This is a genomic window from Psychrobacter sp. UBA3480 (genome assembly GCF_002377945.1).
Classification (GTDB): Bacteria; Pseudomonadota; Gammaproteobacteria; order Pseudomonadales; family Moraxellaceae; genus Psychrobacter.
Genome location: NZ_DFQV01000011.1, coordinates 1 through 16,105, shown reverse-complemented (window position 1 = coordinate 16,105; position 16,105 = coordinate 1). Strand labels below are relative to the sequence as shown.

General features: G+C 43.7%; 10 protein-coding genes. 3 read left to right on the top strand and 7 right to left on the bottom strand.

Features of this window, described 5'->3' with window-relative positions:
- Positions 1 to 311 precede the first annotated feature (311 nt).
- Positions 312 to 1,106 carry a DUF5020 family protein gene (locus B2863_RS03945; protein WP_296207662.1) on the top strand — a complete coding sequence of 265 codons (795 nt, stop codon included), beginning with the start codon at positions 312 to 314 and terminating at the stop codon, positions 1,104 to 1,106.
- Between the two features lie 125 nt (positions 1,107 to 1,231).
- Here B2863_RS03945 and guaD read toward each other — a convergent pair whose 3' ends face one another.
- From guaD to B2863_RS03920, 5 genes are all read right to left on the bottom strand, one after another.
- Entirely contained in the window at positions 1,232 to 2,638 is a 1,407-nt protein-coding gene (guaD, locus tag B2863_RS03940; protein WP_296207660.1) for a guanine deaminase, read from the bottom strand.
- 104 nt (positions 2,639 to 2,742) lie between these two features.
- Positions 2,743 to 3,714, bottom strand: coding sequence for an XdhC family protein (locus B2863_RS03935; RefSeq protein WP_296207658.1), 972 nt, complete (start codon positions 3,712 to 3,714; stop codon positions 2,743 to 2,745).
- Positions 3,707 to 6,280: a xanthine dehydrogenase molybdopterin binding subunit gene (gene xdhB, locus B2863_RS03930; RefSeq protein ID WP_296207657.1), complete on the bottom strand. Its 2,574-nt coding sequence runs from the start codon at positions 6,278 to 6,280 to the stop codon at positions 3,707 to 3,709. Before xdhB ends, B2863_RS03935 begins: the two co-directional genes overlap by 8 nt.
- A gap of 95 nt (positions 6,281 to 6,375) precedes the next feature.
- Positions 6,376 to 8,088: a xanthine dehydrogenase small subunit gene (locus tag B2863_RS03925; protein ID WP_296207655.1), complete on the bottom strand. Its 1,713-nt coding sequence runs from the start codon at positions 8,086 to 8,088 to the stop codon at positions 6,376 to 6,378.
- A gap of 943 nt (positions 8,089 to 9,031) precedes the next feature.
- Complete coding sequence (locus tag B2863_RS03920; protein WP_102092149.1) at positions 9,032 to 9,649, bottom strand: flavodoxin family protein; 618 nt, start codon at positions 9,647 to 9,649, stop codon at positions 9,032 to 9,034.
- Between the two features lie 720 nt (positions 9,650 to 10,369).
- Here B2863_RS03920 and B2863_RS03915 point away from each other — a divergent pair.
- Positions 10,370 to 11,623, top strand: coding sequence for a YeeE/YedE family protein (locus B2863_RS03915; protein ID WP_296207653.1), 1,254 nt, complete (start codon positions 10,370 to 10,372; stop codon positions 11,621 to 11,623).
- A gap of 234 nt (positions 11,624 to 11,857) precedes the next feature.
- On the opposite strand, the gene B2863_RS03910 is transcribed toward B2863_RS03915, so the two are convergent.
- Both B2863_RS03910 and B2863_RS03905 read right to left on the bottom strand, forming a co-directional pair.
- Complete coding sequence (locus B2863_RS03910; RefSeq protein WP_296207651.1) at positions 11,858 to 12,736, bottom strand: polyphenol oxidase family protein; 879 nt, start codon at positions 12,734 to 12,736, stop codon at positions 11,858 to 11,860.
- Positions 12,737 to 12,776: 40 nt separating this feature from the next.
- Complete coding sequence (locus tag B2863_RS03905) at positions 12,777 to 14,012, bottom strand: RluA family pseudouridine synthase (protein ID WP_296207648.1); 1,236 nt, start codon at positions 14,010 to 14,012, stop codon at positions 12,777 to 12,779.
- A 758-nt stretch (positions 14,013 to 14,770) separates the two neighbouring features.
- Here B2863_RS03905 and B2863_RS03900 point away from each other — a divergent pair.
- Positions 14,771 to 15,952, top strand: a complete 1,182-nt coding sequence (locus tag B2863_RS03900) for an outer membrane protein assembly factor BamD (RefSeq protein WP_057759574.1) — start codon at positions 14,771 to 14,773, stop codon at positions 15,950 to 15,952.
- Positions 15,953 to 16,105: the final 153 nt, after the last annotated feature.

The following is a 16,105-nucleotide window of genomic DNA, read 5'->3' as shown; positions in this document are numbered from 1 at the left end:
AAAACATTGTTTGTCATATATATCCAAATGTACGGAAATTGGCTCTCTCATTTGAGAATAGTTAAGAACTATTTTGCTTATTTCTACCCTTATTAATGGCTAATAAGACTAAAAGTTAGACGACTCTGTAGATGACAGCCTTCTAGGGCATTTGTGGCACGGTTATTGAATGCTCTTTAGTAGTAAGCATCTAAGCGCTATCAACCAACCGCTGTCTAACGAGCATTGGATTAATAGTTTGTTTACTAGCAAATAATAACGATGCAGTTTTGGGGCAATCAACAATCAATTGTACATAAAGGGGTCATATTTTGCGTTTTGATTTATTAACGAGCTTATCCTGTCATACCAAATCATCTAGCCAAAAGCTAGCTTTACTCAAACCTTTGTCGATGGCAGCTGTTGCTATCGCTGCTTTAGGTAGCATGTCTAGCATCCATGCTAAAACCTTCTTTACTGATACGAGTGTCTCCGTACTTTACGGTAATGATTATGAACTCGTAGAAGATGGAGAGCTGACGACCGTCACATTAGAGCATGCTTCTGCGCATGACTGGGGCGGCGTGTTCTTCTTTGTCGATCGAAACCAAGGTGCCGATGACATTGAAAACAATAGATTTAGAGAAACTTATGGCGAGCTGTCTCCTACATTCAAAATAGCAACTTTTAATGACAGTTTTATCAAGCAGGTTAATTTAGCCGCTACTTATGAATTTGGTTCGAACAGCACTGGCTTTGACCAAGATAATTATCTGGTTGGTATTGGTGCAGATCTCAATGTACCTATTCCAGGAATGAAGTTTGCGTCGGCTACTCTATATCATGCTTTCAATGACAATACTGACGATGATCAGCAAATTACCTTAACCTATGGTTGGGAGCGCAATAATTTCGTCGTAGATGGCTTTATTGATTATTCATTCAATAATGATGACATTGAAGATAATATTCATATCAATCCGCAAATTAAATACAACTTACAAGAAGTGCTCGGTATTGATAACCGTTTAGAAGTCGGTATGGAGTATAGCTATTGGAAAAATAAATACGGTGTTGATGGCGTAAATCAAAACTCTCCTAGTGCATTGGTAAAATTCCATTTTTAATGTCTAATAGAAACTTTCTTGGCAGTAATAAACCCTTGTTCCAACTATATAGGAACAAGAGTTTATTTTTTATATCTGAAAGCAGTTTCACTTGTTCCTGATTTAGGTACAGCGTTTGTTTACGCCTATAAAGTTGATTTACGATAGCGACTTACGCCGGCGATGACTGTCTGATCAATTACTCTATCATCGCCTAGCATCATTAGTACAAACAATTGTTCTTCCAGTGTCTTGGTCTGCGCCATACGTCGCTCAAGCAATTCCGTTGCACCCATATCGATAACCACAAAATCCGCTTCTTTATTTGGCATAAAGTTACCGATTTTATTGTCCAATAATAGCGACTGGGCATTACCCAACGTAATTTGGTACAGCCCTTGATGAGCGGATAGTTGATTGCTTTGTAGTTGTTGGATTTTATACGCTTCTGACAGAGTCGTCAGCATCGACAGACTTGTCCCTGCTCCAACGTCAGTGGCGATACTGACACCAGTATAACTTAACGTCTTGGGTAAATCGAACAATCCACTACCCAGAAACAGGTTGGACGTCGGACAGTGTGATATTTGTGTGCCAGTATCGCGTAAGCGCTCATACTCAGATATTTCAAGGTGAATACCATGTGCCAAGGTGGTGCGTCGACCCAGTAATCCCATATCGTCGTAGACATCTAGATAGCCTTTATGAGTGGGATACAGTTGTTTCACAAAGGCAATTTCATCACGGTTTTCTGCTAGATGCGTCTGCAGATAAACACTCTCGTAACTGGCATACAGCTCACCTGCCATTTGTAGTTGCTTGGGTGTCGAAGTAATAGCAAAGCGCGGGGTAATCGCTACATGCTGACGACCACGCTCATGCCAATTATCAATGATGTTTTGGGTGTCTCGAATACCTTGCTCAGCAGGTACACACAAATTATCAGGCGCATTTTGGTCCATCAAGACATTACCCGTGATCATACGAGTATTGAGCTTGTGACTTTCCGTAAAAAATGCGTTCACTGATTCAGGGTGGCTGGTAGAAAACACCATGGCGCTCGTCGTACCATTTGCCAGCAGCTGGTTTAAGAAGAACTGTGCCGTATCATGCGCTACTTTTGGATCGCCAAAATTGGCCTCAGTGACGAAAGTATAATTATTAAGCCAATCAAGTAATTGCTCACCGTAAGCAGCAATCATATCTACTTGCGGATAATGCACATGAGTATCGATAAAGCCTGGCATGATAAGTTTGTCGCGATAATCATGTACTTTGACTACTAACTGGCCTACTTGCTCAGAGATATTATTATATTTCGCTAATATTGTCTCGTTATGCCCATACTCTACAATGCACCCTGTCACATCATCTACGACAAGCGCACCATCAGCGATATATTCAGGATAAACCTGTACACCTTCAATCACTGGTAGCAACGTAATGTCTCGTTCCACAGCTAATGTCTGTGAATGATCAGAGGTTGTACGCTCAATACGATCGCTTTCGGTCAAGTAGTGCAGCAGTTGAGCTTGATAGATATGTAGGGTCATTCGTAGATCTCACAATGGCTGGGTAGTCCTGAGCGTTTTGATAAATAGTACTGAGCGCTTTAATAATTTGATAAAAAGTATAAAAGTTATATGGAGTGAGCCGTTCAAGGAGTAGCCTGATGATACTGTTGTAGGAGCTGTGCCACGATAGAGACCGCCACCGCCATCGGCTCTTTCCCACCAACTTGCAATCCGATTGGCATGACCAACTGATTGACCAGTTGCTCACTGTAGCCACGCTGCATCAAGCGATCTCTAAAACGCTTGGCTTTGGTTGCCGAGGCAATGCAGCCTATGTAAGGTGCTGAAATATCTGAACATTGATCCTCAGACGAGCTAGTATCATAAATAGTATCTAATGCCGCCCGCACTAACTCAAAATCAACACTATGGTCATGAGTCATAACCAGAATAAAACGCTGGCCACCCTGCTCGATAAATGGGCGCACAAAATCTACAGGCTCATCATCGATATGCGGACGGATATGCGCTGGTAGGTTATAAAGTTTGGATGGATTAGTAGTAGATTCATCAACTAAGTAACGCTTAAACATCTCTGGGCGACTGTCCACCCAATCTACCTGACAAGGTAGCTCAGCGAGGATGGTCATTAGCGCTGATGCCACATGCCCTGCACCAAACACTAGTACTGACATCGGCGGCGTTACATTGAAGCATTCGAACATAACGGTGACGCTACCGCCGCAACACTGTGCCAATTTCGCACCTAGCGGGTAGTGCTTAGTATAGACAGCATCACGGCGTACCCCTTTAGAAGGTACTGATGCGCTTTCACCGTCAGTTTCAGCGACTTTTGGTTTTACTTCTTTTGATACCGTTGCTGCTATTTCACCATTTAATAGCTGCCGTGCAGTATTGATAACGTCATGTTCTAGACCGCCGCCGCCTAGCGTATCTACGATACTGTCCTGCGCGACGATCATCTTTGCCTGTAGCGCTCGAGGAGCAGATCCATTTACGGCCACGACCGTCGCCAACACGTGAGCGATGCCGCGCTGCTGATATCGCGCTAGACCTTCATACCAAACGACTGGCGGTGCTAGCGACTCATTCACTGTGTGCAGGACCTCTTGCCCCTGCTACATTTGGATGCTCTATCGCATTAGGCTGGTCATCAGTTTGTTTCCCTTTAACTTCTTTTGGCTCGATGTCTTTAGCGTGACGTACGTCTTGTGGCATTGCTTTTTCGTTGTAAAGGTCACTGTTCTCTGCTGCGCCTTTTACTAAACTATCAACCGTATCTGTATCGGCTTCAGTTGTTAAATCCCACGATGTGCCTTGCATACGCATCACTGCTTTTAATACCGCTTCTGGCGTCGCAGGCATGGTCAGTTCTGGATTCTTCTTATACTCCCCGAGACTAGCCACTGCATTATTAAGGGCACACCAAACACTGGCTGCCAACATAAACGGCGGCTCGCCAACGGCTTTAGAGTTATAAATCGTTTGTTCTTCGTTTTTGCGATCGTACAATTTGACATTCCACTGCTTAGGTAAGTCATGCGCGGTTGGAATTTTATAATTAGCAGGACTATCAGATGCCAGCTTTCCTTTATCATTCCAGATTAGCTCTTCCGCTGTGAGCCAACCCATACCTTGCACAAAGCCACCTTCAATCTGACCAATATCAATGGCAGGGTTGATCGATTGTCCCGCGTCATGCAGCACATCACAGCGTAGTACCTTGTACTCGCCCGTCAAGGTATCAATCTCAACCTCAGCACAGGCAGCACCCAAGGCAAAGTAGAAGAACGGACGACCCCATGCCTTAGAGCGATCATAAAATATCTTAGGCGTTTTATAATAGCCAGTAGACGACAGACTAATACGGTTCTGATACGACAGTTGAATCATCTCAGCAAAAGTCAGTGTTTCTTTATCACCGATATAGACATGATTTTTTTCAAAGCGTATGTCTTCTTGCGCTACGTCGAAATGCTCAGCGGCAAATTCAAGTATGCGCGCTTTGATACTTAGACAAGCATTTTGCGCTGCCTTGCCATTAATGTCTGTACCTGATGACGCGGCAGTTGGTGAGGTATTAGGTACTTTGTCGGTACGCGTCGCTGATACTTTAACTGTATCCAGATCAACGTCAAATTCATTGGCAACAATTTGAGCGATTTTAATATATAGCCCTTGCCCCATCTCCGTACCGCCGTGATTGAGGTGGATACTACCATCAGTATAAATGTGTACCAATGCGCCTGCCTGATTGAGCGTCTGCACCGTAAATGAAATACCGAATTTTACTGGCGTTAGAGCAAGACCCAAACGTTTGTCACTGCCTTCAGCGGCAGCTTTTTGATTGGCTTCTAGGATTTGCTGACGGCGGTTGTCATAATCGCAATCGTCTGCCAACTTGGTCATGATGGTCGCCAAATCGAAATGCTCAATGGTCTGACCGTAATGCGTACTTTGACCATCTTGATATAAGTTTGCCAAACGCACTTGTAATGGATCTTGACCCAAGGTATAAGCAATATGGTCCATCATATACTCAGCAGTCATCAGACCTTGCGGACCACCAAACCCTCGATAGGCAGTATTGGATACGGTATGCGTTTTGCAGCGATGCCCTGCCACATGAGCAGCTGGATAATAATAGGCATTATCACAGTGGAACATCGCTCTATCAACGATGGCATCAGACAAATCTGGCGCATAGCCACACAAGCCAGCCAATTGCATATCGACGCCCAATATACGACCAGACTCGTCTAAGCCGACTTCGTAACGATTGGCAAACTCATGGCGCTTACCCGTCACCACCATGTCATCTTGACGATCTAGACGCATACTGACAGGGACATTATGGCGTTTGGCGATGATACCGCATAAACATGCCCAAGCAGCGGCTTGCGTTTCTTTCCCGCCAAACCCGCCACCCATACGGCGCACGACTGTGTTTACCGCATGAAATGGCAGATCTGTCACTTCGGCGACGAGCTGCTGTACTTCGCTTGGATGCTGTGAAGACGTATAAACTTCTAGCCCGCCATCGTCACAAGGCACCACATAAGACACTTGGCCTTCGAGATAAAAGTGCTCTTGCCCACGCATATGAATATGACCTTCAATGCGAATCGGCGAGTTCTCAAGCGCAGTCGCCGCGTCACCACGCTTCATAAAGTGACTCGGACGTACAAAGAACTCTTGCTCTAGTGCTTTATCTATACTAAGTACCGCTGGCAATGGCTCATATTCTACCACTGCCTTGGTCGCAGCTTTTTTGGCAGCACGATGACTGGTAGCCACCACCACGAATAGCGTCTGACCCACATACTCTGTGATGTCATCCACCATCAGTGGCTCACCGTCGAACACCGCACCGATATCCGTCTGCGCCGGTAAATCTTTAAAGCTTAAGATATCTATAACCCCATCCGCATTTCTAACAGCGCTCAAATCCATACTCAATACACGTGCATGAGCGTGGCTGCTTTTACCTACTGCCAGATGTAGCGTGCCCTGCGGTTTTGCAATATCATCCACATAAGTCGCCGTTCCCATGACATGGCTAATCGCACTATCATGCTTCGCCGAGGTGCCAATTTTGTTTTTTGGCGGACGCACGCGGCGGATACTATAACTGTCAAATAAGGACGAATGATGGCTCATGGCGGATCTCTTCTATTAGGACGCTTTTATTAATGCTCTTTTGTTCTTGGCAAATATAACGATAAGGCGGTATTAGCAAACAACAACTCTGCTAGTTAAGCGGTCTCGGTCTGTCTACCTGCTACCAATTGCTTACCGCACTTCACCAGTAGACGCTGTACCACATGTGAGCGATATTCACGGCTGGCTCTGACATCGGTCATAGGCGTAACGTCTGCAGACAAGACTTGTGCTGCTTGCTCAAAACTTGCAATTTCAGCCGCTTGCCCAATGAGCGCTTGCTGACAGGTTGTGGCTAATAACGGTATGGCAGCCATGCCACCAAGTCCAAGCTTTGCATTCTCTATCGTCATGCCATCTGCTGATACATCGATTCGCGCAGCCAATAGACACGCTGAAATATCATCCTCATAACGTTTGCTAATTTTATGAATAAATAAGTGCTGATTGTCATGCATCAGAGGAATATGGATAGCGACTACGTAACTGCCTGCTTGCAGTTTGGTCTTTTTATAATCTAAGAAAAATTCTGATAAAGGTATGATCTCATCCGTATAAACCGAATCACTATTACCTAAATCATTGCCTGACTCTTCACGATTGGGCGCGCAATGACGCAGATGAATTGACGCATCTAACGCCAATAAAATCGGTGGTAAATCCCCAATCGGCGACGCGTTAGCTATATTGCCGCCGATGGTACCCATATTACGGATTTGCGGAGAAGCAATACGCTCAAATACTTGCGCGAAACTTGAAAAATACTGCTCAAGCACAGGCAACATCTGCTGATAGCTCATGCCAGCACCTAGTACTAGAGATTGGCTAGAAGCTTGCTCGTTATCTGAACCTTCGCTTGGGTCAGACTTTGCGTCAAATAATGACCATGACTTTAATGCCTCGATAGCTGAAAGCTGGATAATGACCTCGTGATCAACCAAATGCTGGGTTACACTCAATCCCAAGTCCGTACCACCTGCCCAAATCGTTGCCTGTGGATAGGCCGCTAATACTTGATTAAGCTCATCTAGTGACTTGGGCATATATAATCGTCGCCCAGCATCACTGATTGCAGGGGCAATACCATGTGGCTCTTGATTTTTTTGTTCGGCTGGCACATTTTCAAGGACTACTGCTGATTCCTTTGTACTTCTCATCGCATTTGTCGCGAGACTGATAGTCAGGTCTTTCACTGCTGACTGCTCCGCCTCTCTCTGCTGACCAATATCGCTCATAAGTAGACCAGCCTCGATAATTGGCCTGTAGCCTGTGCAGCGACATAGGTTGCCAGATATTGATGCAACCACTTCATCATAGCTTAATTGCTTGGCATCGTTCTGACTTGCTGTCTCTTGACTTGTCTGCATACGATTGTTTTCGTAAACGCAAGCCAGTGACATCACAAACCCAGGCGTACAAAAACCGCACTGTGATCCGTGACATTCAACCATGGCTTGCTGCGCTGGATGCAGCAGAGCACGTTCTGGATGATGTTCTGGATTATCTGCCAAATAAGAAGCCGTCATCAGATGATGACCATCCATGAGCGACACTAGCGTAATGCAAGAGTTAATCGTATAGAACGGTAGCGTAGCATTTTTTTCGTCGCCATTTTCATCATTAAGCGCTGGCTGGCTAGCATTAGGCAGGCGCTGAACCATCACGGTACAGGCACCGCAATCACCACTACCACAGCCTTCCTTCGTATCCGTTTGGCCTTCATGCAATCGTAGATACTCAAGCACCGTCGTATTAGGGTTAAGCTGGGTTAGCTCGTGGCGTTTCCCATTTAAGTAAAAACTAATCATAGCAAGACTCGGCTAAAATAAAATAATGAAGATAAGCATAAGGCTTAAGGAATTTGACAGCTTAAATGCTGAAAGTAAGCACTTGGTTTGCATCATGCTGCAACCGTTTAAGTACGGTTATTCTGTTTTATAACTTTTAAAGTATTCGCTGTTTTGTTTGCTAATACATTCTTAAGAGATAGAAAAAATCAGCACAACGCACTTTTTTATATCAAGTAAGCTGGTTGTAAATATCAGCATTCATCGAACAATTTTGTTAGAAAACTCGTACTGTAGGATACTTGACTATTTGGTCAGCTTTCAACATATTATCACTATTCTTATTTATAACACAACCCGTTAAAATGCCTATAGATACTATCGAATAGTTGGTAAATATTTGGCGAATAACTTCAATCTAAGGAAATACTTACACGTTTTGTAGACTTTATTGATTGCTCAGCTACTTAATACCAGACGTTATTTTTATAAATAGCTTTAATTTTATACATGACAAATCAAACGAAGTATTAGATAAGCCATACTCTAAATAGCGAGATAGTCTGCGTAAAAACAATATCGAATACATATATCGCCTTTAAACTGCTATGAACAGCTGATTTTTATATATAATGTCTGCAAATAAGCCTGACTCTTCACTGTTGTGACTTCTAATGATAAGTAATCGTGACATATCGTTGGGCTAAAATCGTTTTTGAGATATTACTATGAAGTCATTTGCCTTTACCTATTTGCTAATAGCAACGATGCTGTTAGGAGGTTGTCAATCGTTTCAATTCGTTGACAGTCCTATCCCTGTGAAGCCTGCCCCTACTAAGCTTGTTGCTCAATAAAAAGCCTAGCGCTTAATAGCAATTATCGCTCAATAAAAATTGGCACAAAAAAAGCAGACATCGATAATGTCTGCTTTTTTATTTGATTACTCTGTCGGTTCTAGCTGTTTTTATAGCTTAGCATCAGCTGGTTGATGCTTAATAATCGTTTTGGCCAGATGATCACCAAACCAAATAGCAGTATCAATATCGCCCGAACCTGGTGTCTCTTCAGGTGGGCCATCAAGCGACTGAGTCATTAGGCCCAAAAAGCTAGACAGACGGTTTAAGTCGTGAGCTTCATGACCTGTCGGCATCAATGGCAGACCAATCCAGTTCATACCATGTTGCATCGCATATAGAGAAATCTGCTGTAGCACTGCAAGTTTATCACCGCTCAGGCCGCCCGAATTGGCAAACGCTGCTGCCCACTTTCCCTCCCATTTGCGATGATACCAACGCTTAGATGTCTCATCCATAAAGGTCTTAAATTCAGCTGTCACGCTACCCATATACACTGCACTACCAAAAACCAGCAAGTCTGCCTGATCTAAATAATCCCAATCAACATCATAAACATCGACAGCCTTGGCTTGCGCTTCTGGCAATTGCTGATGCGCACCTTGTACTATCGCCTCAGCGACACGCTTGGTATGCCCATAATTACTATGGAAAATAACGGCGATTGAGACATTAGGCGCGTTATCAGTAGATGTAGAGGTGTTAGACGATTTAGCAGGTGTATTCATACGTACTCTAATAATAAATAATTGGTTGAATAATGAAGCTTATAAAATATTGGATACTTAGCCACAGTCGATAGCTAGTGGCCTTATTTTCACTGATAAGTACTTATCGATAGCTCAAACTTTCGAACTATCAGGCGATATAACAGAATCAAGCAATGCTTCTTTGAGTCAATTTAACTGGCAGAAATATCAATGGTGATGGAGCAATCGCATAGTCTTTAATTACACTGTCTTTAATTACATAGTCTCTATACGGCAGCATATACATACCGGTATATATGCGATGAACTTCATTGAATTCAAGCCCATTGTATCAGACGTATTTTTGTTTTTAAGTTATTTATTAAAGTCTGACTAATCAGGGCACATATACTTTTAATATATTTTATATAAATGGGTAAGTCGCATTAACTGACAATATGACACGAACAAATTTCTGATACCTGATAAACCTATAATTATCAGTACTATAGACAACTATTAATATAAGGTCATATACACAGCAGTCCATTTATTCCATATCATCATATACTAATTCTACTTTTTCTAATCTCTCCGTATTTACATTAATGACAATAGGATTATGATGTAACGCTTCTTACTGCTTAAACAAATTAACAGAAATACAGTTTCCAATTCTGCAAACCTGCGTAACTATACTCATATAAATTCTTATAAAAATGATATCTGATAACATCATCGGATAAGGAAGCTATTACCTTGACTACTCTCGTTCAACCTGTAAACGACACAAAAGATCCTATCGTCAGAGATGATCTGGCCTTAAATGCACCGCAAAAATCCTTGATTATGGGTGGTGGCATCGTAGGATTGATAGTGCTCGCGTATCTATTAGCCACTCAACATATCTCTCAATCATTGCTACTTGGGATAGGTCTTTTGTTAGGCTATACCCTTTTTCATGCCCGCTTTGGCTTTACCTCTGCTTTTAGACGTATGATGGCAGTGGGCAACGGTCAGGCGATGCGCTCTCATATGCTAATGTTGGCAGTTGCTGTTACGCTATTTGCGCCAATCCTTGCTTATGGCACGACGCTATTTGGCGGGCCTGTCGCAGGTTATGTCGCGCCATTAGGGGTCAGTCTAGTCGTAGGCGCATTTGTATTTGGTATCGGCATGCAACTTGGCGGCGGCTGTGCCTCTGGTACGCTCTATGCGGTAGGCGGTGGACGCTCTGTTATGTTCATCACCTTTATTTTCTTCATAGTGGGTGCCACGATTGGGGCTTATCACTTGCCATTCTGGACAGAAGAGATGCCCGCTTATGCGCCTTTCTCTTTGGCAACCTCTACAGGTCTTGGCTATACAGGGGCATGGCTGGTATCGCTTGCTATATTCGGCATTATCGCATGGGTGACGTTAGTCGTTGAGAAAAAAAGAAACGCACCGAAGATGGCTCCCGTGCCTTCTGAGTCTGGTTGGAAACGAGTCTTTCGTGGCTCTTGGCCGCTATTTGCTGCCGCAATCGTCTTGGCTTTACTTAACGGTCTGACATTACTTACACGTGGTCAACCGTGGGGCATTACATCAGCATTTACATTATGGGGTTCTAAAATTGCAAGCGGTTTTGGTATGGATGTGGCTAGCTGGGGCTATTGGCAAGGTGCTAATGCAGCAGCGCTTGAGGCCTCTATCTTTGCTGACTCAACCACTGTATTGAATATCGGCATCATCATTGGCGCATTTATCGCCTCTGCTGCGGGTGGCTTGTTTAAGTTTACTAAGATTACTGCTGGTAACTTTGCAGCATCGGTCATTGGCGGCTTGATGATGGGATATGGCGCCCGTCTCGCGTTCGGTTGTAATATCGGCGCTTACTTCGGTGGTATCGCCTCTTTTAGCTTACATGGTTATATCTGGGGCATACTAGCAATGGCAGGTACGTTCTTGGCACTGTATTTACGTCCTTTATTTGGCTTATCAGTACCAAAATCTAGCGACTCCGTTTGTTAATACAGATTTTATATTAATACAGACCTTATGTTAATACGAATGTAGCACTCAAATAAAAAACAGCAGAATAATCTGCTGTTTTTTTATTGTTTATCACTTCCTTGCCACTACTCATTATTATATAGTCAAAGAAATCTAAAACAGCTACAAGGCAGCCGACCGTAGATTGTACATATAGTACATCTAGGGAGGGTAACACCGTAGCGGTTTAGTAGTTCGCTGACTATAAAGCTGCTAACGACGAACGATGACCAGTGCCATCCGACCCGTTGCAGGCTGGTGCATATGAGTCTGGCGGCGATACGAGTAATAGTGAGTATCTGCGTAGCTACAGTCAACAGGCAAATCATTCACAACTGTAGCACCAGCAGCTTCTAACTGCATGGCAGCAAGCTTCGGTAAATCCAGCTTTATTTTGTCATTATGAGACGATATAGAAAATAGCGACACAAAGTTATCGATATGCGTCTCTGGCAACGTCTGATTGGCTATACACCCAGCCAATAGCTTATCGCGAACGTCTGTATTTACTTCATAGTTTTCCTGACTGATACACACTCCTATCCAAGCTTGTATAGGGCCTGACTCAGTAAAACGGTTAACAGTCTCTGGTATCACACCGCAGGCCAATCCTTGCCAGCCTGCATGAATCGCTGCGATTTTGCCACTGGTGGGCTGATATAAGACAATCGGTACACAGTCCGCCGTCATGATTGCCAGACCGCGACCACTTTGTTGACTGACCATCGCATCAGCAGACATTGGCGCCATATTCAACGTAGTAGCATCGACATCATGTATGTGTTTGCCATGAACCTGACTGGCCCAATGCAAGCGATTAATAGCCGCATGCTGCTCGTTTTGTGCAGACTTATCTGTCAGCTGCTCATTGATAGCAGCCAATAGATTCATGCGGTTATCTAATACTTGCAGTGCATTATCATTGACATGCAAACCTAGATTCAGATCGCCGTAATTTGACTGGCCTTCATAACCTGTACGCTGGTTTTTAGCAGCAGAGTCATCAATATTATCAAATGCAAAAGCAGCCGTCTGAAAAACGGCCACATTATCAATTTGCGCAATCATTGTCATCGGGAACGTGTTCGTCATGGCTGCTCGCTCTCACCTCTCATCTAGTAAACGTTAGCGTTTACTCTTCATAATAACCGTCGCTTAGTACGGCCATCAGTTTTTGCATGTCTTCAGGTAGTGGCGTCGTCACTTCAATATCCTCACCTGTCGTCGGATGCACGAATCCTAACGTATAGGCATGCAGTGCTTGGCGTGGGAAATTATTAATAGCTTGACGCTGGGCTTCTGTCAATCCAGAGCGTAGCTGACGACGGCCACCATAGACACGGTCACCGACTAGTGGATAAGTAATGTGACTTAGATGCACACGAATTTGATGCGTACGTCCAGTCTCAAGTCCGACATCTAGTAGACAGTAATTTTCGTTCAATGGCGTGACATTTAGCAGATGCGTTACCGCTTCGCGACCAGCGGTCATCACCGTCATCTTAGTACGCTGATTGCGATGTCGGCCAATCGGTGCATCGATACGACGATGACGAGATAGGCTTGCTTGGTCCCCTGCTACCACACACTTATAGTGACGATAAACAGACTTGTCTTTTAGCTGCTCCATTAGTGCCATCTGAGCAGGTTTGGTTTTGCCAATCAATAGCAATCCAGAGGTGTCTTTATCAATACGGTGCACAAGACCTGCACGCGGTAAATGATGCTGCTGAGGATAATGATATAGCAGTGCATTGACCAAAGTGCCGTTTTGATTACCTGCGCCCGGATGAACCACCATACCGACAGGTTTGTTGATTACCAATACGTCATCATCTTCATAGACAACATCGATATCTATATTTTCTGGTTGGTCTTCGCCATGCTGCTGTAACGTCGTTGATAGATGCAATACGTCATCTGCTTTGACACGGACTTTTGGTTTTTGGACACTGCCGTTATAGAGTAGACTGCCGTCAGTAATCCAGTTCTGTAATTGTACACGCGAAAAGTCTGAAAACGCTTGGGAGGCAACCTTGTCAATACGCAGACCAGCTTGATCTTCTGTGACCACATGCGTCATATCTACAATCACTGGTACAGCTTGACCCGCTACTGGGGCTTCATCGTCGTCGCCATCCATATCGCTGTCATCAATATCATTATCATCAATGTCACTATCGTTCAGATCATTACCATCATCGATGAGCAACTCTTCATTATCAAGCGCATCATCATGCACTTGCTCACTCATCATTGATTGATTATCAGGTAGCTCATTATTGTTCAAAACATCATTTGGCATTGGTGACTCTTGTGCTGATGAATCAGTATCTAGCGATTGATTCGGTGATAAATTGGTAGTCATGGCATCATTATTCATAGCGGATTGATACATTGATACGTGGCAAAGCCCCTGACAGTGTTTTGTGAGGTGACTTCGAAGATAGTATTATAAATAGCAGTATAAAAAATTGTCGTTTTTTGATTATTGTTTTTTGCCTATAAATAGCAGATAACAACCTTCAAGGTACAAAAAAGCGGAGACAATACCGCTCTAGTGTATCATGTCGCACGCATAAGCCCTATAGAAGCTGCATGCTATCTGATAATTTTTGAGCATACCTTCGGGCTGTAAGATGCCTCGCTTAACTCTCTAGAACATGACATTGCTGTAATTTACTGTATATTTACTCATGCTAGCGACATTCGATATCGCTCGTGACAGCCGCTCATGTTAAACTGCCTATACAATATAGATGGCGAAAAAATAGACGTAGCAAATGTTATTCTATAAAGTATAGCCATATTTTGCTGTATGCTATGGCACTGTATGCGAATGCCGTATTTAGATACAGTTTGAAAATGGCATTGGGGTTTGTTGACCGTGTTTGCCATTTAAACCGTTTGACTATGGCTAAATACATGTGGTCTATCACAGGCTTACTATACAAGCATTATGTATCAGACCCAATCTATCAGTACAATACGTCATAACAAAAACTGCATTCGATAAAAAATTTTTGCTGGTGGATCGCTGACTATTTAGCGTCGTTTTTTATCACTAACCTTTTATATAGCATGATAGCGCCGCTGCTATTATGCGCCTTGTGTCGGAGAAGAAGTATGCAAGCTGTTGGCAATACGTTTATCAAACTGTCCTCAATAACCCTACTGGCGCTTAGCGTCAATCTAGTGGGTTGCCAGACTTTTAAAAATCTAACTGGCGCCAAAGATGGTGAGGCAGTAGAAACAGCTGAAAAATCAGAGCAAGGGTATTATAACGAGGCCGTCAATCAGATTGACAAAGGTCACTATATCCAAGGTATCGAAGAGCTGACCAATCTGCGTACATTCTACCCAACCGGACAGTATGCTGAACAAGCCTTGCTTGACATGATGTATGCACAATACGAAGGCGATAAGTATGAGATGGCAGCAGCAAGTGCTGAGCAGTTTATCCGTCTGTATCCGTCTAACCCACAAGTCAGCTACGCCTACTATGTGCGCGGCGTTGCTAATATGGAAGGTTCATCTGAAAGCCTAAAGCTCTTTAAACTGAACCAAGCTGAGCGTGATACTGCGTATTTGCGTATTGCCTTTGCTAACTTTCAAGAGCTTATCAATAAATATCCAAACAGTCCGTATGCACCAGATGCCGCTCAGCGTATGACGTTCATCTACAATCAGTTTGCTGAGAGCGAAATGAGCGCAGCCAATTGGTATATCGAGCGTGAAGCTTATGTAGCAGCGGTCAACCGTGCCAAATGGGTATTCCAGTATTACCCACTTAGTGAGTCAACGCCAGATGCTCTTGCGGTATTAGCATATAGCCATGAAAAACTGGGTCTAACCGATTTGGCCAATGAGTACAAAACGCTATTGCAGATCAACTACCCAGAGATGCTAACCAGCAACGGTAGTGTGAAATTAAGCACCAAACGTGACCGTACTTGGCTCAATAAGATTACCTTTGGCAAGCTTGGTCGTTCGAACACAACTGACAAATCAGTCGCATCTGGCGAGTATAATGGCGCAACCAAGACACAAATGATTCGTAATGCAGCCCAGTTGAGACTAGCAGGGACAAATACTACGCCTGCCAATACTCCAGTCGCCAATAATGCTGCTGCACGTAATGGTATTAGCGTAGGCCTAGGTCTACCTGAAGCGTCAGCTGAGCGCGTGACCAGCCAATCAAGTACTGGCTCGACTGCAAGAGAAGCCAACGTCGATCCCCTAAATACCAATCCAACACGCCGCACTACGCTAAATGACGACAGTGTGAGTGATATGGATAATAATTGATTACGTGAAGTCTCTTCTTAGCCTAACTAACACAGTCTGTATTCATTGATAATAAGGTCAACATTATGTTGGCCTTATTTTTCTAGCAGTACCTTATTACCTCTGCCCCAACATAATCGACCTATGGTAAACTGTTTTTTGTATGAGCATTCC